The sequence below is a fragment of the Bradyrhizobium sp. 199 genome (assembly GCF_023073355.1).
Classification (GTDB): Bacteria; Pseudomonadota; Alphaproteobacteria; order Rhizobiales; family Xanthobacteraceae; genus Bradyrhizobium.
Genome location: NZ_JADPJI010000008.1, coordinates 186,538 through 208,496, shown reverse-complemented (window position 1 = coordinate 208,496; position 21,959 = coordinate 186,538). Strand labels below are relative to the sequence as shown.

The following is a 21,959-nucleotide window of genomic DNA, read 5'->3' as shown; positions in this document are numbered from 1 at the left end:
GGATTGCTTCGCTGCGCTCGCAACGACGGATAACTAGCCCCACCCGGCGCTGATGCCGCCGTCCACCGTATAGATCACACCCGACGTATAGCCGGCGCGATCCGACGCCAGGAACGCCATGAGGTCGCCGATCTCGCGCGCATGCGCTGGGCGGCCGAGCGGCAGGCTCTTCTGGAATTCCTTGTAGCGGCTCTCGTCGCCGAACTGGTGCTTGGCCCGGGTCTTCAGCAGCGTGACATGGCGATCGGTGCCGACAGGACCGGGATTGATGCCGACCACCCGGATGTTGTCGGCGAGGCTCTTGCCGCCGAGCGCACGAGTGAAGGCCATCAGCGCGGCATTGCCGGCACTGCCGCAGATGTAGTTGGCGTCGAACTTTTCGCCGGCAGCTCCAATGTCGTTGACAATGACGCCGCCGCCCTTCGCCTTCATCTGCGCGTAGATCTGCCGCGTGAGATTGATGTACCCGAATACTTTCAATTCCCAGGCGTGCCGCCACGTCGCCTCGTCGATCTTGTCGATCGAGCCGCCGGGAATGTCGCCGGCATTGTTGACGAGCACGTCGACATCGGCGGCTTCCCTGGCGAGCCGCGCCACGTCCTCGGCCTTGCGCAGATCGACGATGCACGTTGCGGCATCGATCTGATGCGCGGAACGCAATCGGTCGGCGAGCGCCTTGAGCTGGTCGCCGCTGCGGGCGGCGAGCAGGAGGTGCGCGCCTTCTTCGGCAAACGCCTCGGCGGCGGCAGCGCCAATGCCCTTGGACGCGCCCGTGATCAGGACACGCTTGCCACGCAGATGCAGATCCATGAGAGGTACTCGCGGGCTAGGAACAGGATAAAATCAGTAGGCGCTTGGCCGCGCCATGGTCAACATTGCAGTGCAGCGTTGCACTGCCGCTGCGTTTGGTCCATTGCAGTGCGGTCAAAAGGCGGCGGTTGCCGGACTAACCAAGGACGTTCTCGATGAGCAAGCAACAATACCGGATCGCGGTCATCCCCGGCGACGGGATCGGCAAAGAAGTCATGCCCGAAGGCCTTCGCGTTCTGGAGGCTGCGGCGAAGAAGCACGGGGTCGCCGTGCATTTCGACCATTTCGACTTCTCGTCGTGGGATTATTACGAGAAGCACGGCCAGATGATGCCTGATGATTGGAAGGACAAGATCGGCAAGCACGATGCGATCTACTTCGGCGCGGTCGGCTGGCCGGCCAAAATTCCGGACCACGTCTCGCTGTGGGGCTCGCTGATCAAGTTTCGCCGCGAGTTCGACCAATATGTGAACCTGCGCCCGGTGCGGCTGATGCCCGGCGTGCCGTCGCCGCTGGCAGGCCGCAAGCCCGGAGACATCGATTTCTGGGTGGTGCGCGAGAACACGGAAGGCGAATATTCCTCCGTCGGCGGCCGCATGTTTCCGGACACCGACCGCGAGTTCGTGACGCAGCAGACTGTAATGACTCGCATCGGCGTCGATCGCATCCTGAAGTTCGCCTTCGAACTCGCGCAGTCGCGGCCGAAGAAGCATCTGACATCGGCGACGAAGTCTAACGGCATCTCCATCACCATGCCCTATTGGGACGAGCGCGTGGAGGCGATGGCGAAGAAGTTTCCGGGCGTAAAGTGGGACAAGTACCACATCGACATCCTCACCGCGAACTTCGTGCTGCATCCGGATTGGTTCGACGTCGTGGTCGGCTCCAATCTGTTCGGCGACATCCTGTCCGATCTCGGCCCCGCCTGCACCGGCACGATCGGCATCGCGCCGTCAGGCAACATCAACCCCGAAGGCGATTTCCCGTCGGTGTTCGAGCCGGTGCACGGCTCGGCACCTGATATCGCAGGCCAGGGCATCGCCAACCCGATCGGCGCGATCTGGTCGGGCGCGATGATGCTCGAGCATCTCGGCGAGAAGGAAGCCGGCAAATCGATCGTCGATGCGATCGAGCGGACGCTCGCCGAACGCACGCTGCGCACCAAGGACCTCGGCGGCAATGCCGACACCACGGCTTGCGGCAAGGCAGTCGCGGATATGGTGGATTAGGGCTCTGCTTTCCCTGCCCCTTTGTGGGGGAGGGTGGCTTCGATGCGAAGCATCGAAGACGGGTGAGGGGTTGTCTCCGCGGAGATAGACCTCTCAATCGCATTTCTCTTCCTGGATAGAGACCCCTCATCCGGCGCTTCGCGCCACCTTCTCCCACAGGGGGAGAAGGGAAGAGCAGCGTGCTCTGCCTCGCTACCCCGCGATCTTCTCGACCGCCGCCTGATCCAGACCAAACTTCTTCCCGGCATCCAGAATGTCCTGCCAGGTGGTCGGGTCGACCGGAATGCCCTCGGCAAGGCGCTTCTTCTTGGTCTCGCGCTCGGGCTCGCCCGCGATCTTCACCTTGTCGACGCCGGGGCCGGGCGGCGAGCCGGTGTGCCAGGCAACGAAGCTCTCGACTGCGCGCGCGAGGTTTTCGCCGGTGCCGAGCTTGTTCGGGTCGATGACGATCGAGAGCATGCCGTTGAGGACGTTGTACTTGCCGTCGGACGGGCCCTTGACCACCTGCCCGCCGGATAGCGCGCCGCCGAGGATTTCGCACACCAGCGCGAGCCCCGAACCCTTGTGCTCGCCGAACGGCAGGATGGCGCCGTACGGCGGGATCACGGTGTAGCGCGGGTTGGTGGTGGGCTTGCCTTCATTATCGATGATGGTGCCGGACTCGAGCGCGACGCCCTTGTTGTGGGCGACGCGGGTCTTGCCCTGCGCGATCCTGCTGGTGGCGAAGTCGAGCACGATGGGGGCGTTGCCCGCGCGCGGGATGCCGACGCAGAACGGGTTGGTGCCGTGGCGCGCATCGCTGCCGCCCCAGGGCGCTACGATCGGGCGCGAGATCACGTTGACGAAGTGGATCGAGACCAGCCCATGATCGATGCACTGCTCGGCCCAGTGGCCGATGCGGCCGATATGGTGCGAGTTTGAGAGGCCGACGAGGCACACGCCGTTTTGCTTGGCGCGCTCGGCCGCGAGCTCCATCGCTTCATAGCCGATCACCTGGCCGTAGCCGGTGAGGCCGTCGAGGGTGAGAAGCGGACCGGTGTCGAGCACGATCCTGACGTGCTGGTTGACGGCGAGGCCGCCGTTGGTGACGCTCTGGACATAGCGCGGGATCATGCCGACGCCGTGAGAGTCGTGGCCTTTGAGATTGGCCTCGACAAGATTGGTGGACACGAGCTCGGCTTCGCGGTCCGAAGAGCCGCCGGCCTTGACGATGGCGCGGACGGCATTGGTGAGCGGCTCTGCCTTGATGGTGCGATAGTCGGCCATTGTTGTTGCTCTTATGCCTTTACGATCCGGCGGCAGTGCTCCCACGCCGCGCCAATCAGGTTCTCGCTTGCTTCCGGCGTGCGGAAGGCGGAATGCGCCGACAGCGTCACGTTCGGCAATTTGGTCAGGGGATGGTCGCCGGGCAGGGGCTCGGCGTTGAAGACGTCCAGGCCGGCATGACGGATATGGCCTGATTTCAACGCCTCGATCATCGCCTGCTCGTCGACGATCGCGGCGCGGGCAGTGTTGACGAAGATCACACCGCGCTTCATTTTTGCGATCTTCTCGCGCGTGATCATGCCGCGCGTCTCGTCATTGAGCAGCAGATGCAGCGACACGACGTCGCTCCTGGCCAGCAGCGTGTCGAGATCGGCGAATTCCACGCCCGGATGGCTCTTCGGCGAGCGGTTCCAGGCAATCACCTTCATGCCGCTGCCCGACGCGATGCGCGCGACCTCTGCGGCGATGCCGCCGAAGCCGATCAGGCCGAGGGTCTTGCCGGTGAGCTGCATGCCGTCCTCGCGCAGCCAGTTGCCGGCGCGCATCTCGCGATCCATCATCGCGATGACGCGGGCCGACGCCCACATCAGCGCGATCGCGGCTTCGGCCACCGCGGTGTCGCCGTACCCCTTGATCAGATGCACGGAGATGCCGAGTTCGGCCAGCTCCTCCGGGTTCATGTAGCTGCGTGCGCCGGTGCCGAGGAATACGACGTGCTTCAGCCCGGTGCACGTCTTCGCCACGTCGGTCGGCAGCGCGGTGTGGTCGACGATCGCGATCTCGGCCCCGTCGAGGATCTCAGGATATTGTTCGGGCTTGATATCGGGGTTCCTGTGAATCCGCACCTTGGGGTCGCCGGGCTGCTCCAGCCGCTCCATGATCACGGCCAAGGTTTCGTTGGCGTCGACGAATACTCCTCGCATGGTTTTCTCCGGTCAGGACGCGACGCCGGCGATCGCCAGCACGGTATGCATGAGAACGTTGGTGCCTGCGGCGCAGTCCGGCTGGGTGGCGTCCTCGAGCTCGTTGTGGCTGATGCCGTCCTTGCAGGGCACGAACACCATCGCGGCCGGCATGACGGTGTTGAGATTGCAGGCGTCGTGGCCGGCGCCGGAGGTGATGCGGCGAGAGGAGTAACCCAGCGTCTTCGCCGCGTTCTCAACCGCAGCAATGAGCTTGGGATCGAAATGCGTCGGCGGCTTGCGCCAGACCAGATCGATCGTGACCTCCACCTTGCGGCGCGCGGCGATCTCGGCAATGGCTGCACGTAGATCGCGATCGAGCGCGTCCATGATGGCGCCGTCCGCGCTGCGGCAGTCCATGGTGAAGGCGATCTCGCCGGGAATGACGTTGCGCGAAGGATTTGCGATCACGGCCTCGCCGATGGTGCCGACCGCCTTCGGTCCATGCTTGCCGGCGATGGTTTCCATCGCCAGCACGATTTCCGACAATGTGGCCAGCGCATCGCGCCGCAGCGGCATCGGGGTCGATCCGGCATGGCTCTCGAAGCCGGAGATCTTGCCGTCGTACCACAACACGCCTTGGCCGGAATCGACCACGCCGATGGTCTTGCCTTCGGCCTCCAAAATCGGACCCTGCTCGATGTGCAGCTCGACGAAGCAGCCGAGCTTCTGGAAGCCGACCGGCTTGTCGCCGCGATAGCCGATGCTGTCGAGCGCCTGGCCGACGGTCGTACCCTCGGCGTCCTTGCGCGACAAAATGTCGTCGGTCGTGAAGTCGCCGACGTAAGCCGCGGAGGCCATCATCGCAGGTGCGAAGCGAGAGCCCTCCTCGTTGGTCCAGTTGACGATGCAGATCGGCGCTTCAGTTTCGATACCGGCATCATTCAGCGTGCGGATCACTTCCAGCGCGCCGAGAGTCCCCAGGATGCCGTCATACTTGCCGCCGGTCGGCTGGGTGTCGAGATGCGAGCCGATGCCGACGGGAGGCTTCGACATGTCACGGCCCTTGCGCAGTCCGAACTGTGATCCGAGCGCGTCGACGTGAACTTCCAGCCCGGCGTCTTCGCAAGCTTTGCGGAACCAGTCGCGCACCTGCTTGTCTTCGTTGCTCAGCGTCAGCCGCCGCACGCCGCCTTTGGCTGTCGCTCCGAATTGTGCGGTCTCGTGGATCGAGCCCCAGAGGCGGGCGGAATCGATTTGCAGGTTAGTGGCGGCTCGGCTCATGCGTCAGTCCATTTTAATCTGTCATTCCGGGGCGATGCGAAGCATCGAACCCGGAATCTCGAGATTCCGGATCTGGTGCTTACGCACCGTCCCGGAATGACGGGAAAGGTTGTCCGGCGCCTGTTTCAATGACGCGCCAGCGCGGGCGCGTCAACCGCGAGGCTGCTCTGCGCAATCTGCCGAGCGAGCTCCGCGACGCGCTCCACGGCGACGACGTCGGGCGAGGCGAGCCAGCTTGCGGTGAACGTCAGCGGCGCGATCGCAAGATCGGTGTCGAGGAGTTGCAGCCGCCCGTCGGCGAGTTCGTTCTCGACGATAGCGTCGGGAATCACGGCGACACCGAGCCCTTCCACCGCCATGTGGATCACGGTGGCAAGCGAGGCGGAGGCGTGCAGCCGGATCGGCGGCAGCTCGGGGCGGTCGAATACCTCGCGCACGACCTCGTAAGGCTTGGTCTTGCGCGGGAAGGTGATGATCGGAAACCGCGCGAGCTCCGCCGGCGTGACCGGGCCATAGCCAAGGCCGAGCGAGGGACTTGCGAGGAAGCCGATTGGGTAATCGGCGAGCACACGATTTTGCACGCCGGAGGCGGACAGCGGTCCGACGACGAAAGCAAGCTCAATCTCCTGTGCGAGCAGGCGCGCCGTGAGGTTCGGCGTGATGTCGACGTCGATCTCCAGCGACAGGTTCGGATAGACCTGGTCCACGCTCTTGACGAGGCGCGGCAGCCAGGTGTGCACGATGGTCTCGGCGACGCCGAGCCGCATCACCCCCCGCATCGCTGAGCGGTCGCCGATCTCCGACAGCATCTGAGCGCGCAGGCCGATCAGCTTCTCCGCATAGACCATCATCTGCCGGCCGCTTGGGGTCGGTGAGGCGACGCGATGATCGCGGTTGAGCAGCTTCACGCCCATCTCGCGCTCGAGCTGGGCGATGCGCTGGGAAATCGCGGGCTGGGTCGTGTTGAGCCGTTGGGCGGCGCCGCGGAAGCTGCCGAGCTTCACAACCCAGAGGAATGTCTCAATCGACCTGAAGTCCAACATTGGAAGGATTTTCCCATCGATAAAAGATATTTATCGAGATTGATTAGAAAGGACGATTAGACTTTATAGCACGCTTGGTGTTGGCTTGTCCTTGTCGAGTTTATAGGCAGGTCGATTACATGACTGTTTTGGTGGCAGCGCAGCAAACTGAAACGCCTGACGCCCTTCCGAGCCGCAAGGCCCGGCTCGCCTATCGCGAGGGGCTGGTCGCCTCTACCGCCGGCGTCGCTCCCGGTTTCGTCCAGGGCAATCTGGCGATCCTGCCTGCCGAATATGCCAGCGCCTTTCACCGCTTCTGCCAGCTCAATCCAAAACCGTGCCCGATCATCGGCATGTCCGAAGTCGGCAGTCCCCACATCCCCGCGCTCGGTGCTGATCTCGACATTCGCACCGACGTGCCGCGCTACCGCGTCTGGCGCGACGGTGAGGTCGTTGACGAGCCGACCGACGTGACGAAGCATTGGCGTGACGATCTCGTCACCTTCGTGCTCGGCTGCTCCTTCTCGTTCGAAGAGGCGCTGCTCGACGAGGGCATGCCGATCCGCCATATCGAGCAGAACGTGCGCGTGCCGATGTATCGCACCAACATCGCCTGCGGCGAGGCGGGCCCGTTCGCCGGTCCCATGGTGGTGTCGATGCGCCCGTTCAAGCCGGCGGATGCGATCCGCGCGGTGCAGATCACCTCGCGCTATCCCGCCGTGCACGGTGCGCCCGTGCATCTCGGCCATCCGCATCTCATCGGCATCAAGGATATCTCCAAGCCCGACTACGGCGATCCGGTGCCCGTCGCCGACGACGAGATCCCGGTGTTCTGGGCCTGCGGCGTGACGCCGCAATCGGTGATCAACGCCGCCAAGCTGCCGTTCGCCATCACTCATTCGCCCGGCCTGATGCTGGTGACGGATCTCAAGAACAGGACCATGGCCGTGATTTAGTGGGAGCGTTTGCTGCTTCTTCGAGGTCTACCGCATCCATCAATCGCTTCATTCAATCAGCCGAAATTCAGATACAGGGGACTCTGCCATGACGATCACTCGCCGCGACGTATTGTTAGGTGCCACCGCCACAGCTGCGCTGGTGCCGCTCGCTGCACGCGCACAGACTTCGGAAGTCGTGATCGGCGTGATCTATCCGTTCTCCGGCGGCAGCGCGCAGCAGGGCGTCGACGCGCAGAAGGCCTATGAGACTGCGCTCGAGGTCATCAACAAGGACACCGACTTCGACTTGCCGCTGGGCAAGGGCGAGGGCTTGCCGGGCCTCGGCGGCGCCAAGATCCGCCTCGTGTTCGCCGACCATCAGGCCGATCCCCAGAAGGGGCGCGCCGAGGCCGAGCGCCTGATCACGCAGGAGAAAGTCTGCGCCATCATCGGCACCTATCAGAGCGCGGTCGCGGTCACCGTCAGCCAGATCTGCGAACGCTACCAGGTCCCGTTCGTCTCGGCCGACAACTCCTCGCCGAGCTTGCATCGCCGCGGGCTGAAATATTATTTCCGCGCCGCGCCGCATGACGAGATGTATTCGGGCGCGATGTTCGATTTCTTCGATGCCATGAAGAAGAAGGGCACCAAGATCGAGACGCTCTCGCTGTTTCACGAGGACACCATCTTCGGCACCGATTCCGGCAACGCCCAGGCCAAGATCGCCGGCGAGCGCGGCTACAAGATCGTCACCGACATCAAGTACCGCGCCAACTCGCCCTCGCTTTCGGCCGAGGTGCAGCAGCTCAAGTCTGCGAATGCCGACGTGCTGATGCCTTCGAGCTACACCACCGACGGCATTTTGCTGGTCAAGACCATGGCCGAGCTCGGCTACAAGCCGAACGCGATCGTGGCGCAGGACGCCGGCTTCTCCGAGAAAGCGCTCTATGATGCCGTCGGCGACAAGCTCGAAGGCGTGATCTCGCGCGGCACCTTCTCGCTCGACCTCGCGCAGAAGCGCCCGATGGTCGGCAAGATCAACGACATGTTCAAGACGCGGTCGGGCAAGGACTTCAACGACCTCACCTCGCGCCAGTTCATGGGCCTGATCATCCTCGCCGACGCCATCAGCCGCGCCAAGTCGACCGACGGCGAGAAGATCCGCGATGCGCTGGCGGCGACCGACCTCCCGGGCGAGCAGACCATCATGCCCTGGAAGCGCGTCAAGTTCGACGAGATGGGCCAGAACAACGACGCCGACCCGGTGCTGCTGCAATATGTCGGCGGCAGGTTCGTCACCATCTTCCCGCCGCAGGCCGCGATCGCCGAGGCGATCTGGCCGATGAAGTGAAACTGGGAAAGCGGGAGCTCGGACGTAGCTCCCGCCCTCATCCTGAGGAGCGGGCGTAGCCCGCGTCTCGAAGGACGAGGGCTGGGCCATCCTTCGTGATGCGCGCTGGTGCGCGCTCCTCAGGATGAGGACTTTTTTGGGGGACGAGTTTTGACAGCCCAAGCCATTATCCAGAGTCTCGCGAGCGGCCTGCTCATGGGCCTGCTCTACGGACTGATCGCGGTCGGCCTCGCGCTGATCTTCGGCCTGATGGACGTCACGAACTTCGCCCATGGCGAGTTCCTGATGATCGCGATGTACCTGTCTTTCTTCCTGTTCGCGTTCTTCGCCATCGACCCCTTGCTGTCGGCGCCACTGGTCGCCGCGGCACTCTTCGTTTTCGGGGCGGTGATCTATCTCTTGATTGTACGGTTCGCCATGCGGGCCAAGGCCAATGCCGGCATGGTGCAGATCTTCACGACCTTCGGCCTTGCCATCGTCATGCGCGGCCTCGCGCAGTTCTTCTTCACGCCGGACTATCGCAGCATTCCGCAATCCTGGCTCGGCGGCAAAACGATCTCGATCGCCGGCATCTTCCTGCCGGAGCCGCAGCTGGTCGGCGCGCTGGTGTCGATGGCGGCCTTTGCCGGCCTCTATCTCTTCATCCATCGCACCGATTTCGGCCGCGCGATCGAAGCCACCCGCGAAGATCCCGGCGCGGTCGCACTGGTCGGCATCGACAAGAACCGCGTGTTCGCGTTCGGCTGGGGCCTTGGCGCCGCGCTGGTCGGCCTCGCCGGCGCAATCATGGCGAGCTTCTTTTACATCTATCCCGATGTCGGCGCGTCCTTTGCCCTGATCGCCTACGTCACCGTGGCGCTCGGCGGCTTCGGCAGCGTGTTCGGCGCCTTTGCCGGCGGCATCGTCGTCGGCCTCGTCGAGGCCACCACCGCCCTGGTGCTGCCGCCGTCACTGAAATCGGTCGGCATCTACGCGGTCTATCTGCTGGTCGTCTTCATCCGGCCGCGCGGCCTGTTCGGATCAATCTGATGGACAAGGATTTTGCAGCGCGGCGCCGCCGCGATCTCATCATCGCCGCAGTACTTGCCGCGATCGCCGCGCTTACGCCATTGTTCGTGAAGGACGTCGTCGTCCAGAACATCCTGATCCTGACGCTGATGTATGCGGGACTGTCACAGAGCTGGAACATCCTCTCCGGCTATTGCGGGCAGATCTCGCTCGGGCACGCGCTATATTTCGGCCTGGGTGCCTACACCACCGAACTGCTGTTCACCAAGTTCGGCGTGCTGCCCTGGTTCGGCATGCTGGCGGGTGGCGTGGTGTCGGCACTGATCGCGATGGGACTTGGTTATCCCTTCTTCCGCCTGCGTGGCCATTACTTCGTGATCGCCACCATCGTCATCGCCGAGATCGGGTTGCTGCTGTTCCACAATTGGGAATGGGCCGGCGCGGCGATGGGCATCACCATTCCAATCCGCGGCGACAGCTGGCTGAAATTCCAGTTCCTGCGCACCAAGCTGCCGTATTTCTATTTCGCACTGGTACTGTGCTGCCTCGCCTGGTTCGTCACCTGGTGGCTGGAAGATTCCAAATGGGGCTTTTGGTGGCGCGCGGTGAAGGACAATCCGGAAGCGGCCGAGAGCCTCGGCGTCGTCGTGTTCAATTCCAAGATGGGCGCGGCTGCCGTTTCCGCCTTCCTGGTCGCGGTGGGTGGCAGCTTCTACGCGCAGTTCGTCTCCTACATCGACCCTGAGAGCGTCATGGGCTTCCAGTTTTCGCTGCTGATGGCGCTGCCCGCCGTGCTCGGCGGCATTGGCACGCTGTGGGGGCCGGTGTTAGGGGCCGCCATCCTGATCCCGCTGACTGAGCTGACGCGCTTCAAGTTCGGCGGCTCGGGGCGCGGTGTCGACCTCATTGTCTACGGCACGCTGATCGTCCTGATCTCGCTGGCCCTGCCGCGCGGATTGTTGAGCCTGTTTTCACGACCGAAGAAGACGGGAGCCGCACGATGACGCCGCTTCTCGAAACCCGCGGCGTCTGGCAGCGCTTCGGCGGCCTCGTCGCCAACAGCGACGTCTCGATCTCGGTCGGGCGCGGCGAGATCGTCGGCCTGATCGGCCCCAACGGCGCCGGCAAGTCGACGCTGTTCAACCTGATCGCCGGCGTGCTGCCGCCGACGCAGGGATCGATCTGGTTCGACGGCGAGGACGTCACCCGCATGCCGGCCGCCGAGCGCTGCCAGCGCGGCGTTGGGCGCACCTTCCAGGTGGTCAAGAGTTTTGAGACCATGACTGTCATTGACAACGTCATCGTCGGTGCGCTCGTGCGCAACACCGTGATGCGCGAGGCCCGCCGCAAGGCGCGTGAGGTGCTGGAGTTCACCGGCCTTGCCGCGCGCGCCGACGTGCTCGCAAGCGATCTCGTGCCGGCCGAGAAGCGCCGCCTCGAAGTCGCGCGTGCGCTCGCGACTGAACCGAAGCTGCTGCTGCTCGACGAAGTCCTCACCGGCCTGACGTCGACCGAGGCGCAGACCGGTGTCGCGCTGGTACGCAAGGTGCGCGATGCCGGCATTACCGTCCTGATGGTCGAGCATGTCATGGAGATCGTGATGCCGTTGGTCGACCGCGCCATCGTGCTCGATCTCGGCAAGGTGCTGGTCGAGGGCAAACCCGCCGATATCGTCCGCGATCCCAAGGTGATCAGCGCATATCTGGGAGATCGTCATGCTGTCGGTGCGTGAAGTCACGACCGCCTATCAAGGCCTGGTCGCGATCTCCGCGGTCTCGATCGAGGTCCAGAAGGGCGAGATCGTCTGCGTGGCCGGCGCCAACGGCGCGGGCAAGTCGACGCTGCTCAAATCCATCGCCGGCGCCGAGCGCCCGCGATCGGGCAGCGTGACGTTCGACGGCAAGCGCCTCGACGGCATGGCGCAGCACCACATCACCGCCACCGGCATCGCTTACGTCCCGGAGAACCGCCGCCTGTTTCCACGCCTGTCGGTGTGCGACAATCTCCGCCTCGGCAGCTATCTCTACCGTGGTGATGCGAATCGCGAGGAGCCGCTCGATCTCGTCTTCCAGCTGTTTCCACGTCTGTCGGAACGCCTGGAGCAGCGCGCCGAGACACTCTCCGGCGGCGAGCAGCAGATGCTCGCGATCGGCCGCGCGCTGATGACGCGCCCCCGGCTGTTGATGCTGGACGAGCCGTCGCAGGGCATTATGCCAAAGCTGGTCGACGAGATCTTCCAGGCCGTGAAGCGCATCCGCGACGCCGGCATGACCGTGCTGATCGTCGAGCAGCGCATGGCCGAGTGTCTGGAGATCGCCGATCGCGCCTACATCCTGCAAACCGGCCGCGTGCTGATGCAGGGCCCGGCAGCCGAGATCAGGGGCAACCCGGACGTGCGGAAGGCGTATCTGGGCCTGTAGCTTTCAGACTGTCTCTGCAATCGCCGCCACATCTTCCGTCATTGCGAGCGCAGCGAAGCAATCCAGAAGTGCATCTGCGGAAAGACTCTGGACTGCTTCGCTGCGCTCGCAATGACGAGTTTGGAGCCAGGCCTAATGCTCGTGCCCATGCTCCGGCGGCGTCACCCCGAACACCTTCACCAGATCCTTTACCTGCTCCGGCGACAAATACCGCGGATTCATCCCGCGCAGCAGCAGATACAGCTTCGCCGTCTCCTCCAGCTCCTCCGTCGCGAACACCGCAGCTTCCAGCGTGTCGCCGGCGACCACCGGGCCGTGATTGGCGAGCAGCACCGATGAATATTTTCCCGCCAGTCCCTTAATCGCGTCCGCGACCGCGGGATCGCCGGGGCGGTAATACGGTACGAGCGCGGTGGCGCCGCATTTCATCAGGTAATAGGCCGTCATTGGCGGCAGCGCGGCGCGCGGGTCGATCTCGGGCAGCATCGAGAGCGCGACCGAATGCGTCGAATGCAGATGCACGATCGCTCGCGCGCTCCCACGCGTGTCGTAGAGCGCATTGTGCAGCGGAACTTCCTTGGTCGGCGCATCGCCCGAAACCAGCCGGCCCTGATCGTCGAGCCGCGACAGTTTTGCGGGATCGAGGAAGCCCAGCGAGGCATTGGTCGGCGTCACCAGCCATCCGCCGCCGTCCAGCGTGACGCTGATATTGCCGGAGGATCCCGGCGTCAGCCCGCGCTCGAACAGGGACCGTCCGAAGCGACAGATGTCCTCGCGCAGCCGGGTCTCGTTGCTCATGGCCGTCATGTCCGCTTGTCTCACGCTTTGGCAGCGCGGCCAAGCCGTGTTATCGGTTCGACGAGCTGCCGCAAGGGCTGGCCGTCCGGGAAACGTTCGCAAGGATCAGTTGCATGTCCGCCTCTACGCCACAAAATCAGCGCATCGCCGTCGTCGGGCTCGGCTCGATGGGATACGGCATGGCGGCCTCGCTGAAGCGCGCAGGCCATGCCGTCACCGGCTGCGACGTTTCAGCCGATGCCGTCGCGTGCTTCGTGAAGGATGGCGGCGCGGGTGCGAAGACCCCGGCCGAAGCGGCCGAGGACGCCGATATCGTCGTCAGCGTTGTGGTCAATGCCGCGCAGACCGAGGCGATCCTGTTCGGCAAGGACGGCGCCGCCGAGACCATGCCGAAGGACAGCGTGTTCATATCCTCGGCGACCATGGATCCCGACGTGGCGCGGCGCCTCGCCAAGCAGCTGGAGGCGACCGGCCGGCATTATCTGGATGCGCCGATCTCCGGTGGGGCGCAGCGCGCCGCACAAGGCGAGCTCACGATTCTGGCCTCCGGCAGTCCCGCCGCGTTTTCGAAAGCGCGGCCCGCGCTCGATGCCATGGCCGCAAAGCTCTACGAGCTCGGTGATGCCGCAGGGCAGGGCGCGGCCTTCAAGATGATCAACCAGTTGCTCGCCGGCGTGCACATCGCCGCCGCCAGCGAAGCCATGGCGTTCGCAGCCAAGCAGGGCCTCGACATCCGCAAGGTCTACGAAGTGATCACGGCCTCCGCCGGCAATTCCTGGATGTTCGAGAACCGCATGCCGCATGTGCTCGACGGCGATTACACGCCGCGCAGCGCAGTCGAGATTTTTGTGAAGGATCTCGGCATCATCCAGGACATGGCGCGCAGTGCCAGATTTCCGGTGCCGGTGTCGGCCGCAGCACTCCAGATGTTCCTGATGACGGCGGCTGCCGGCATGGGCCGCGACGACGACGCCTCGGTGGCGCGGATGTATGCGCAAGTCACCGGCGTCAAGCTGCCCGGCGACAAGTAAGAAGGGACTCCGATGCCGCGTTTTGCCGCCAATCTCTCGATGATGTTCACCGAGGTGCCGTTCCTCGATCGCTTCGATGCCGCTGCGCAAGCCGGCTTCACCGCGGTCGAGTTTCTCTTTCCCTACGATCATCCGGCCGAGGCAGTTGGCGAGCGGCTCAAGCGCAACGGCCTGACTCAGGCGCTGTTCAATCTGCCGCCGGGCGACTGGAACGCCGGCGAAAAGGGTTTTGCCGCGCTCCCCTCGCGGTTCTCCGATCTCAAGGCCAGCCTGGAGATCGCGCTGCCCTATGCCAGGGCGACGGGCGTCAAGCGCCTGCATTTGATGGCCGGCATCGCCAACCGCGGCGAGCGCGTGGCGATCGAGGCGTTCTACAAATCGGTGGCGTGGGCTGCCGAATTCTTCGCGCCGCATGGCATCGATATCGTGATCGAGCCGATCAATGCACGCAACGTCCCGGGCTATTTCCTCAACGATTTCGGCTTTGCGCGCGACCTGATCCAGGAGCTGCGGCTTACGAACCTGAAGCTCCAGTTCGACATCTATCACTGCGGGATCATCCATGGCGACGTCACCATGCGCCTGCGCGAGATGATGCCGATCATCGGCCACGTCCAGATCGCCAGCATCCCCTCGCGCAACGAGCCCGACGGCGAGGAGCTGAACTATCCGTTCCTGTTCACCGAACTCGACCGTCTCGGCTATGCCGGCTTCGTCGGCTGCGAATACAATCCGCGCGGCAAGACCACCGACGGCCTTGCCTGGTTCAAGCCTTACGCTGGAGTGAAGCCGTGACACTTGCAGCGAAATTATCTCTTGGCTGCATCGCCGACGACTACACCGGTGCCTCCGATCTCGCCAACACGCTGACGCGCGCGGGCCTGCGCACCGTGCAGACAATCGGCGTGCCCTCCGACGATCTCGCGTTGCCCGAAGTCGATGCCGTCGTGGTGTCGCTGAAGAGCCGCTCGATCGAGGCAGGCCTTGCCGTTTCGCGTTCGCGCGCTGCGGACAAATGGTTGCGCAGCCGTGGCGCGAGCCATGTGCTGTTCAAGATCTGCTCGACCTTCGATTCCACCGACGCTGGCAATATCGGCCCGGTGATGGACGCGCTGCGGGCCGACTGCGGCGAAGCTGCCGTTCTGGTGACGCCGGCGTTCCCGGAGACCGGCCGCACCGTCTATCAGGGTAACCTCTTCGTCGGCGCCGTCCCGTTGAACGAGAGCCCGCTGAAGGACCATCCGCTGAATCCCATGCATGATTCCAACCTGGTGCGCGTGCTCGCGCGCCAGAGCAGGACGCAGATCGGTCTCGTCGACCTCGCCACTGTCGCACGCGGCGCGGATGCCGTGCGGGCGCGGCTGGCCGAGCTCCCGGGCAAGGGCATCGGCGCCGCCATCATCGACGCCGTGTTCGACCGCGACCTTGAGACCATCGGCCTCGTTGCCGGCGAGCATCGCTTGTCGGTCGGTGCCTCCGGCATCGGCCTCGGTCTTGCGCGCGCACTGGTATCGACGGGCAAGGTCAAATCGGCTGCTGCGAGCAGCGACGCAGGCGCGGCGGTCGGCGGACCGGCGGCCTGCCTTGCCGGAAGCTGTTCGCAGGCGACGCTTCAGCAGATCGCGAATGCCGAGCGTGTCATGCCGGTGCTGCATCTCGATCCGAACCGTATTACTGCGGGTGAGGACGAGGCGCAGCGTGCGCTGGCCTGGGCGAAGCCGCGACTCGCCGAAGGTCCGATCCTGATCGCATCGAGCTCGACGCCGGATCAGGTCGCAGCGCTCCAGGCGCGCCACGGCCGCGACGCGGCCGGTCACGCCATCGAGCAGGCGATGGCCGATATCGCCGAGGGGCTGGTGCATGCCGGCGTCAAGCGCCTTGTCGTTGCCGGCGGGGAGACATCGGGCGCCGTGGTTGACCGGTTAAAGATTCCTGGATTTCTCGTCGGAGTAGAGATCGCGGCGGGCGTCCCGGTGCTGCGCGCGGTCGGGGCTGAAAAAGGCGACATGTTGCTTGCTTTGAAGTCCGGAAATTTCGGCGGCGCGAAATTTTTCTCCGACGCGCTTAGGCTCATGCGCTGAGCGCAGGGCGTTTCTTAGCGCCGTGTTCGTTTGTCTCGGGCTTTCGTATGCGTACGGAGTCGTAGTTAACATCTGCTCAGGCGCACTGTTTGATGTCGGTGAAGGCGCTCGCCGGGCACACCGCGAAGGCGACCGGTGAGATCGGCCAGCAGATCTCCGGCATCGCCGGTCTCGTAGGGTGCAAAGGCGCTCTTGCGCCGTGCCCACGAAAGTTCACCATCACATGGAGATGGTGGGCACGCTTCGCTTTGCCCGCCCTGCGACAGTGATTGCTACGAGAGTGATTGCGGAGCGGCACTGCGCGCCCGGGACGCGAAATCACGCCACCCGCCATTCCGGCACGCCATCGGCGGCCATCGCGATCTCCCCGAGCGATCCCACCGGCGTCCTCGCCATGTTCAGCAGATGCGCCAGCGTCGCGCTGTCGCCCGCCGGGATCCGCGCCAGCGTGCGTCGGTCATCTGTGGTCCGCAGCATCACCACGCCCTGCTCGACATCGCCGCCGCGGCCATAGAGAACCGTGAAGCTCTCGACCTTGCCCTTGCCCGAGGCCTCGTCAACGAACTCCGGCACCGCGCGCTTGTTACGGTCGGCTTCCGCCTGCACACTGGTCTCCTGCACCAGCGCCTCGCGCGGCGGCGCCTTCGACACCACCAGCGCATGGTGCTTGGTGACGAAACCGCCCTGGCCGTAAAGCAGGCCTAGCCTGGCGCCGTCGCGCACACGCCGCACCATCGCGCAGGCCGCATGGGTCATGTAGGTATTGAGTGGCGCGCCGAAAAAGGTGAGGCCGCCGGTCACGGTCGGCTGCACGTCGGCACCAAGGCCGAGGGTCCGCCGTGCCATCTTGGGCACGCAAGGGAAGCAGCTGTAGAGCTCGATGGCGTCAAACCTGTCGCCGTCGCCGCCGGCGAGATCCATCACGGATTTCAGAACCGCATTCTGCGGATGGCTCTCGTAGAACTGGTCGCGCAGCAGATAATCGCGCGGCTCTTCCGCCGAGGCGCCGCCAAGCGGATAGACTAATTTGTCTTCGGCAATGCCCGCCGCGCGCGCCTTGGCGAGGCTGGTGAGCAGCAGCGCGCCGCCCATGTTGACGCTCGGGTTGGCGACCATCAGTTTGTTGTAGGGCCAGGCGATCAGACGATTGTCCGCGGTCGGCGTCGTGATTTCTTCAGGCGCATAGCGCCGCTTCAGCCAGGCATTGGGATTTTGCGCGGCGGCTTCCGAATAGCGCGACCATAGCGTGCCGGATTCCGCCATCGCCTCGCGCGGCGTCTGGCCCCAATACGCCGAGGAGGCGGCCTCGTAGAAAGGATAGACCGTGACGGGCCGGAATACGCCGAGCTTCACCGCCAGCGGCTTCTGGAACGCCGCGCCGCGCTTGGGCTCCTCGACATCATGCGCGAACGGCGTCCATGGTAGCTTCGCGCCCGCGCGTTCGGCCTTGGTCGCGGTCGACTGCGCCTCGGCGCCGCACACTGCCGCGACGCTGCATTCGCCGCGCGCGATGCGCTTTGCGGCTTCGTGGATGTAACGGATCGGGCTCTCGCCGCCGACGGGACCGTAATAGCAATGCCCAGGCGAGATGCCGAGCCGCTGCGCCAACAGCTTCTCCGGATCGCGATAGCGCCAGCTCAGGAAGTTGACGACGTCGAGCGATTGCACCTCGCCGAGCAGTTTTGCGCCGGCATCCTGCTCGGCGCGCCGCAGCGCCTGCTCGAGCAGGTCGAGCGGCTCGAGACCGTCGGTGAGTTCCTTCGGGCGGTCGACGATCTCGCCGACACCGACGATGACGGGGGTGCGGTCGGGGGAGACGTTGGTCTTGTCAATCATAATCTCGGTTCACGATGTTAGTTGTTTCGTCATTGCGACGAGCGAAGCGACGAAGCAATCCAGAAATGTATTTGCGGAGGCAGTCTGGATTGCTTCGCTGCGCTCGCAATGAGAGACTACTCCGCCACCAGCGCATTCATATGCTCGACGGCCTCGGCGAACTCTTCCTTGAACTCCTGTACCACGGCGCCCGCGGACTTCACGCTGTCGATCAGGCCGACGCCCTGGCCGACGAAATAGCTGACGAGATCGCGCGCCTTGGCGTTGCCGCTCGCAGCGGCCCGATCGATCGAGTTGAAGGCGTCCCGGCTGATGACGCTCTGCAGCGGCATCGGCAGCGCGCCCGGGCTGTCCGGCGCGCGGTCCCAGGCATCGGTCCAGACCGAGCGAAGCTGCCGCGCCGGCTTGCCGGTGCGGCCCTTGGAGCGGACGGCGTCACGCGAGGACGCTGCGATCATCTTCTCGCGGAAAATCTCCGTGGTCTCGGCCTCGACGGTGGCCAGCCACACCGAGCCGGTCCAGGCGCCGGCCGCGCCCATCGCCATGCAGGCCGCCATCTGTCGCCCCGTCATGATGCCGCCGGCCGCCAGCACCGGCACGTCCCGGATTTTCTTGATCGCCTTGATCACCTCGGGCACCAGCACCATGGTCGAGACCTCCCCGCAATGGCCGCCGGCCTCGGTGCCCTGCACCACGAGGATGTCGACGCCGGCCGCGACCTGGCGCAGCGCGTGCTCCTTGGCACCGACGAGAGCTGCGACCGGCACGCCGTGTTTCTTGCCCATCCCGATCATCGCTTTCGGCGGCACGCCCAGCGCATTGGCGATCAGCCGGATCGGATGATTGAAGGAGACCTCGAGCAGCTCCAGCGCCGTCTTTCCGTCGAACGGCTGCGGCTGGTCGGCCGCGACCTCGGTCGTGGTGAGCTCGATGTCATATTTCTCGAGGAGATCACGCGTGTAGGTGCGATGCTCCTGCGGCACGCGCGCTTCAAGGCTTTTCCAGGTGACATCCTTCTCGCCTGACGTGGAAATGTTCTCGGGGATCAGGACGTCGATGCCGTAGGGCTTGCCATCGACGTGATCGTCTATCCATTTCAGCTCGCGTTCGAGCGTATCCGGCGTGTGCACGGTGGCACCCAGCACACCGAAGCCGCCGGCGCGGCTGACAGCGGCGACGACGTCGCGGCAATGGCTGAACGCCAGCAGCGGAAACTCGATGCCCAGCATGTCGCAGATCGGCGATTTCATGGCTCTCTCCCGGCGGCCGTCGCGTTGCTGTTCTCTTGGCGAAGCAAAGGTTGACTAGCTCATCCTCGCTGGCGATGCCACGCCGGATTCGGCGGAGCATCTTGCGTGCAGGCGCCGCCGCTCCATCCGCAATCCGCGACGGCATACCCGGGTGATCTCCGGTCATTCCGGGGCTCGCGTCAGCGAGAACCCGGAATCCGTGTCTCCAGCTATCCCAGCGGCCGGATGGATTTCCGGGTTCGCCCTCCGGCCGCTCCTGAATGACAGGGAAGGGAGCTTGCCATGACAAAACGTGAAGTTGCTCCGCCGGGCAATGCGTTGCGGTGCCCTTGTCATTGGCCATTCCCGGGCTAATTAATGCAGGCGCATCTTTCCGCCGGAGCCCCTCGCATGACCGACACCCCCGCCTACGTGCCGCCCAAGGTCTGGACCTGGAACAAGGAGAACGGCGGGCAGTTCGCCAGCATCAACCGCCCGATTGCCGGTCCCACCCACGACAAGGAGCTGCCGGTCGGCAAGCACCCCTTCCAGCTCTATTCGCTGGCGACCCCGAACGGGGTGAAGGTCACGGTGATGCTGGAGGAGCTTCTGGCGCTCGGCCACAAGGGCGCGGAATACGACGCCTGGCTGATCAAGATCGGTAATGGCGACCAGTTCGGCAGCGGCTTTGTCGACATCAATCCGAATTCCAAGATCCCGGCGCTGATGGACCGCTCCGGCCCGGAGCCGATCCGGGTGTTCGAGTCCGGCTCGATCCTGTTCTACCTCGCCGAGAAGTTCGGCGCCTTCCTGCCGAAGGACATCAAGACTCGCACCGAGGCGATGTCCTGGCTGTTCTGGCAGATGGGCAGCGCGCCCTATCTCGGCGGCGGCTTTGGCCATTTCTACGCCTACGCGCCGACCAAGATCGAATACGCTATCGATCGTTTTGCGATGGAGACCAAGCGCCAGCTCGACGTGCTCGACCGGCGCCTTGCCGACAACGAGTATCTCGCAGGCGACGAGTACACGATCGCCGATATGGCGGTGTGGCCGTGGTACGGTGCGCTCGCCAAGGGGCTGGTCTATGGCGCCGGCGAATTCCTCTCTGTGCAGGACTACAAGAACGTGCAGCGCTGGACCGACCAGATTGCGCAGCGCCCCGCCGTGAAGCGCGGCCGCATGGTCAACCGCGTCTCCGGCGATCCCGCCAGCCAGCTCCACGAGCGGCACGACGCGAGCGATTTCGAGACCAGGACGCAGGACAAGATCGCGCCCGCGACCTAAGGCGAACTTCGTAGGTGGGCAAAGCGAGGCGTGCCCACCGCCTTTTGTGAGAACGTATAATGGTGGGCACGGCGCGCGAAGAGCGCGCCTTTGCCTACCCTACGGCATCTCGTGCCTTACGCCATGCTCAGCTCATGGCGGCCCACCACCATCCAGTGCACCTCGTCCGGACCGTCGGCAAAGCGTAGATGGCGAACGTCCTGGTACATTTCGGCGAGCGGGGTCCAGTGCGAGATGCCGGTGGCGCCGTGCATCTGGATTGACTGGTCGATGATCTTGCAGGCGCGCTCGGGCACCATGGCCTTGACCATGGAGACCCAGACGCGGGCCTCCTTGTTGCCGAGCACGTCCATCGCCTTGGCCGCCTTCAGCACCATCAGCCGCATCGCCTCGATCTCGCAGCGAGCCTGGGCGATGATCTGCATGTTGCCGCCGAGATGGGCGATCTTCTTGCCGAAGGCCTCGCGGGTGAGGCCACGCTGCACCATCAGGTCGAGCGCCTTCTCGGCTTTTCCGATGGTGCGCATGCAGTGATGGATGCGGCCGGGTCCGAGGCGAAGCTGCGAGATCTCGAAGCCGCGGCCTTCACCGAGCAGGATGTTCTCCTTCGGGACTCGGACGTTGTTGAAGCGCATGTGCATGTGGCCGCGCGGCGCGTGGTCCTGGCCGAACACGTACATGGGCCCGAGCACCTCGACGCCGGGGGTGTCGCGCGGCACCAGGATCTGCGACTGCTGCTTGCTGGGCGCGGCATCCGGATTGGTCTTCACCATCACGATCAGGATCTTGCAGCGGGGATCGCCGACGCCAGAGATGTAGTACTTCTCGCCGTTGATCACCCATTCGTCGCCGACGAGCTTCGCGCTCGTCGAGATGTTCTTGGCGTCGGAGGAGGCGACGTTCGGCTCGGTCATGACATAGGCCGAGCGGATCTCGCCGTTCATCAGCGGCTTCAGCCACTTCTCCTTCTGCTCCTTGGTGCCGACGCGCTCCAGCACCTCCATGTTGCCGGTGTCCGGCGCCGAGCAGTTCATGCTCTCCGAGGCCAGCGGGCTCTTGCCGAGCTCGGAGGCGATATAGGCGTAGTCGAGATTCTTCAGGCCCTGGCCGGTTTCGTCATCGGGCAGGAAGAAGTTCCAGAGGCCTTCCTGCTTGGCCTTGTTCTTGGCCTTCTCCAGCACCTCGAGCTGCTTCGGCGTGAAGCTCCAGCGGTCTTCCTTGCCTTCACCTGCCTTGGCGAACTCGATCGACATCGGCTCGACGGTGTCGCGGATGAATTTCCTGACGTGATCGTAGAGCGGCCGGACCTGGTCCGACATGCGCAAGTCGTTGAGCTCGTCGCCGGGATTGAGGGTGTAGTTCGTGGTGCGGGGAATGTAGGTGTGTTTTGTCATTGTTCCTCCCGGGAGGCTTGAGATCATTCTGGGCGCAAGAATAGTCGCAGCGCGGCCAAAGTGCGAGCGCGCA

The 21,959-nt window shown here is 64.5% G+C and carries 20 protein-coding genes; 11 read left to right on the top strand and 9 right to left on the bottom strand.

Annotated features, from left to right (window positions below):
• Nucleotides 1–33: 33 nt before the first annotated feature.
• Entirely contained in the window at nt 34–810 is a 777-nt protein-coding gene (locus tag IVB28_RS23415) for an SDR family oxidoreductase (RefSeq protein WP_247529350.1), read from the bottom strand.
• A 155-nt stretch (nt 811–965) separates the two neighbouring features.
• On the opposite strand from IVB28_RS23415, the gene IVB28_RS23410 reads away from it, so the two are divergent.
• Complete coding sequence (locus tag IVB28_RS23410; RefSeq protein WP_247529349.1) at nt 966–2,039, top strand: tartrate dehydrogenase; 1,074 nt, start codon at nt 966–968, stop codon at nt 2,037–2,039.
• Nucleotides 2,040–2,231: 192 nt separating this feature from the next.
• On the opposite strand, the gene IVB28_RS23405 is transcribed toward IVB28_RS23410, so the two are convergent.
• The 4 genes from IVB28_RS23405 to IVB28_RS23390 form a co-directional block, all read right to left on the bottom strand.
• Nucleotides 2,232–3,305 carry a malate/lactate/ureidoglycolate dehydrogenase gene (locus tag IVB28_RS23405; RefSeq protein ID WP_247529348.1) on the bottom strand — a complete coding sequence of 358 codons (1,074 nt, stop codon included), beginning with the start codon at nt 3,303–3,305 and terminating at the stop codon, nt 2,232–2,234.
• Nucleotides 3,306–3,316: 11 nt separating this feature from the next.
• Nucleotides 3,317–4,228, bottom strand: a complete 912-nt coding sequence (locus tag IVB28_RS23400; protein WP_247529347.1) for an NAD(P)-dependent oxidoreductase — start codon at nt 4,226–4,228, stop codon at nt 3,317–3,319.
• A 12-nt stretch (nt 4,229–4,240) separates the two neighbouring features.
• Nucleotides 4,241–5,491: a Zn-dependent hydrolase gene (locus IVB28_RS23395; RefSeq protein ID WP_247529346.1), complete on the bottom strand. Its 1,251-nt coding sequence runs from the start codon at nt 5,489–5,491 to the stop codon at nt 4,241–4,243.
• Between the two features lie 125 nt (nt 5,492–5,616).
• A complete protein-coding gene (locus IVB28_RS23390; protein WP_247529345.1) occupies nt 5,617–6,534 on the bottom strand; it encodes a LysR family transcriptional regulator in 918 nt (305 codons plus the stop codon).
• 119 nt (nt 6,535–6,653) lie between these two features.
• On the opposite strand from IVB28_RS23390, the gene IVB28_RS23385 reads away from it, so the two are divergent.
• The 6 genes from IVB28_RS23385 to IVB28_RS23360 all read left to right on the top strand — a co-directional run bounded on the left by IVB28_RS23385 (nt 6,654) and on the right by IVB28_RS23360 (nt 12,230).
• Nucleotides 6,654–7,469 (top strand): putative hydro-lyase, encoded by an 816-nt coding sequence (locus IVB28_RS23385; RefSeq protein ID WP_247529344.1) that lies wholly within the window; start codon nt 6,654–6,656, stop codon nt 7,467–7,469.
• Between the two features lie 88 nt (nt 7,470–7,557).
• The gene (locus IVB28_RS23380; protein ID WP_247529343.1) at nt 7,558–8,802 is read left to right on the top strand and encodes an ABC transporter substrate-binding protein; all 1,245 of its coding nucleotides are present in this window, start codon (nt 7,558–7,560) and stop codon (nt 8,800–8,802) included.
• 150 nt (nt 8,803–8,952) lie between these two features.
• Complete coding sequence (locus IVB28_RS23375; RefSeq protein WP_256467010.1) at nt 8,953–9,831, top strand: branched-chain amino acid ABC transporter permease; 879 nt, start codon at nt 8,953–8,955, stop codon at nt 9,829–9,831.
• A complete protein-coding gene (locus IVB28_RS23370) occupies nt 9,831–10,814 on the top strand; it encodes a branched-chain amino acid ABC transporter permease (protein WP_247529342.1) in 984 nt (327 codons plus the stop codon). The genes IVB28_RS23375 and IVB28_RS23370 overlap by 1 nt, the downstream gene beginning before the upstream one ends.
• Complete coding sequence (locus IVB28_RS23365) at nt 10,811–11,542, top strand: ABC transporter ATP-binding protein (RefSeq protein ID WP_247529341.1); 732 nt, start codon at nt 10,811–10,813, stop codon at nt 11,540–11,542. The genes IVB28_RS23370 and IVB28_RS23365 overlap by 4 nt, the downstream gene beginning before the upstream one ends.
• A complete protein-coding gene (locus IVB28_RS23360; RefSeq protein ID WP_247529340.1) occupies nt 11,526–12,230 on the top strand; it encodes an ABC transporter ATP-binding protein in 705 nt (234 codons plus the stop codon). Before IVB28_RS23365 ends, IVB28_RS23360 begins: the two co-directional genes overlap by 17 nt.
• A gap of 132 nt (nt 12,231–12,362) precedes the next feature.
• Here IVB28_RS23360 and IVB28_RS23355 read toward each other — a convergent pair whose 3' ends face one another.
• Entirely contained in the window at nt 12,363–13,037 is a 675-nt protein-coding gene (locus tag IVB28_RS23355; RefSeq protein ID WP_247529339.1) for an aldolase, read from the bottom strand.
• 104 nt (nt 13,038–13,141) lie between these two features.
• Here IVB28_RS23355 and ltnD point away from each other — a divergent pair, with 104 nt between their 5' ends.
• The 3 genes from ltnD to otnK are packed head-to-tail and all read left to right on the top strand — an operon-like array spanning nt 13,142 to nt 16,140.
• Complete coding sequence (gene ltnD / locus IVB28_RS23350) at nt 13,142–14,059, top strand: L-threonate dehydrogenase (RefSeq protein WP_247529338.1); 918 nt, start codon at nt 13,142–13,144, stop codon at nt 14,057–14,059.
• 12 nt (nt 14,060–14,071) lie between these two features.
• Nucleotides 14,072–14,854 (top strand): 2-oxo-tetronate isomerase, encoded by a 783-nt coding sequence (gene otnI / locus IVB28_RS23345; protein ID WP_247529336.1) that lies wholly within the window; start codon nt 14,072–14,074, stop codon nt 14,852–14,854.
• Nucleotides 14,851–16,140, top strand: coding sequence for a 3-oxo-tetronate kinase (gene otnK / locus IVB28_RS23340; protein WP_247529334.1), 1,290 nt, complete (start codon nt 14,851–14,853; stop codon nt 16,138–16,140). The genes otnI and otnK overlap by 4 nt, the downstream gene beginning before the upstream one ends.
• Nucleotides 16,141–16,458: 318 nt before the next feature.
• Here the strand turns inward: otnK and IVB28_RS23335 are convergent, their stop codons facing one another.
• Both IVB28_RS23335 and IVB28_RS23330 read right to left on the bottom strand, forming a co-directional pair.
• On the bottom strand, nt 16,459–17,976 hold the full coding sequence (locus IVB28_RS23335) for an acetyl-CoA acetyltransferase (RefSeq protein WP_247529332.1): 1,518 nt from the start codon (nt 17,974–17,976) through the stop codon (nt 16,459–16,461).
• 116 nt (nt 17,977–18,092) lie between these two features.
• A complete protein-coding gene (locus IVB28_RS23330; RefSeq protein ID WP_247529331.1) occupies nt 18,093–19,226 on the bottom strand; it encodes a nitronate monooxygenase in 1,134 nt (377 codons plus the stop codon).
• Between the two features lie 390 nt (nt 19,227–19,616).
• On the opposite strand from IVB28_RS23330, the gene yghU reads away from it, so the two are divergent.
• Nucleotides 19,617–20,492 carry a glutathione-dependent disulfide-bond oxidoreductase gene (gene yghU, locus IVB28_RS23325; RefSeq protein WP_247529330.1) on the top strand — a complete coding sequence of 292 codons (876 nt, stop codon included), beginning with the start codon at nt 19,617–19,619 and terminating at the stop codon, nt 20,490–20,492.
• Between the two features lie 116 nt (nt 20,493–20,608).
• Here yghU and IVB28_RS23320 read toward each other — a convergent pair whose 3' ends face one another.
• The gene (locus IVB28_RS23320; protein ID WP_027516797.1) at nt 20,609–21,886 is read right to left on the bottom strand and encodes an acyl-CoA dehydrogenase family protein; all 1,278 of its coding nucleotides are present in this window, start codon (nt 21,884–21,886) and stop codon (nt 20,609–20,611) included.
• Between the last annotated feature and the right edge of the window lie 73 nt (nt 21,887–21,959).

Excerpts from the sequence above, each read along its gene's own strand:
- IVB28_RS23355 (WP_247529339.1), bottom strand. The coding sequence starts at position 13,037 with ATGACGGCCATGAGCAACGAGACCCGGCTGCGCGAGGACATCTGTCGC.
- IVB28_RS23335 (WP_247529332.1), bottom strand. The coding sequence starts at position 17,976 with ATGATTGACAAGACCAACGTCTCCCCCGACCGCACCCCCGTCATCGTC.
- IVB28_RS23360 (WP_247529340.1), top strand. The coding sequence starts at position 11,526 with ATGCTGTCGGTGCGTGAAGTCACGACCGCCTATCAAGGCCTGGTCGCG.
- IVB28_RS23395 (WP_247529346.1), bottom strand. The coding sequence starts at position 5,491 with ATGAGCCGAGCCGCCACTAACCTGCAAATCGATTCCGCCCGCCTCTGG.
- yghU (WP_247529330.1), top strand. The coding sequence starts at position 19,617 with ATGACCGACACCCCCGCCTACGTGCCGCCCAAGGTCTGGACCTGGAAC.
- IVB28_RS23380 (WP_247529343.1), top strand. The coding sequence starts at position 7,558 with ATGACGATCACTCGCCGCGACGTATTGTTAGGTGCCACCGCCACAGCT.
- ltnD (WP_247529338.1), top strand. The coding sequence starts at position 13,142 with ATGTCCGCCTCTACGCCACAAAATCAGCGCATCGCCGTCGTCGGGCTC.
- IVB28_RS23415 (WP_247529350.1), bottom strand. The coding sequence starts at position 810 with ATGGATCTGCATCTGCGTGGCAAGCGTGTCCTGATCACGGGCGCGTCC.
- IVB28_RS23410 (WP_247529349.1), top strand. The coding sequence starts at position 966 with ATGAGCAAGCAACAATACCGGATCGCGGTCATCCCCGGCGACGGGATC.
- IVB28_RS23370 (WP_247529342.1), top strand. The coding sequence starts at position 9,831 with ATGGACAAGGATTTTGCAGCGCGGCGCCGCCGCGATCTCATCATCGCC.
- IVB28_RS23320 (WP_027516797.1), bottom strand. The coding sequence starts at position 21,886 with ATGACAAAACACACCTACATTCCCCGCACCACGAACTACACCCTCAAT.
- IVB28_RS23405 (WP_247529348.1), bottom strand. The coding sequence starts at position 3,305 with ATGGCCGACTATCGCACCATCAAGGCAGAGCCGCTCACCAATGCCGTC.
- IVB28_RS23400 (WP_247529347.1), bottom strand. The coding sequence starts at position 4,228 with ATGCGAGGAGTATTCGTCGACGCCAACGAAACCTTGGCCGTGATCATG.
- IVB28_RS23390 (WP_247529345.1), bottom strand. The coding sequence starts at position 6,534 with ATGTTGGACTTCAGGTCGATTGAGACATTCCTCTGGGTTGTGAAGCTC.
- IVB28_RS23385 (WP_247529344.1), top strand. The coding sequence starts at position 6,654 with ATGACTGTTTTGGTGGCAGCGCAGCAAACTGAAACGCCTGACGCCCTT.
- IVB28_RS23330 (WP_247529331.1), bottom strand. The coding sequence starts at position 19,226 with ATGAAATCGCCGATCTGCGACATGCTGGGCATCGAGTTTCCGCTGCTG.
- otnI (WP_247529336.1), top strand. The coding sequence starts at position 14,072 with ATGCCGCGTTTTGCCGCCAATCTCTCGATGATGTTCACCGAGGTGCCG.
- IVB28_RS23365 (WP_247529341.1), top strand. The coding sequence starts at position 10,811 with ATGACGCCGCTTCTCGAAACCCGCGGCGTCTGGCAGCGCTTCGGCGGC.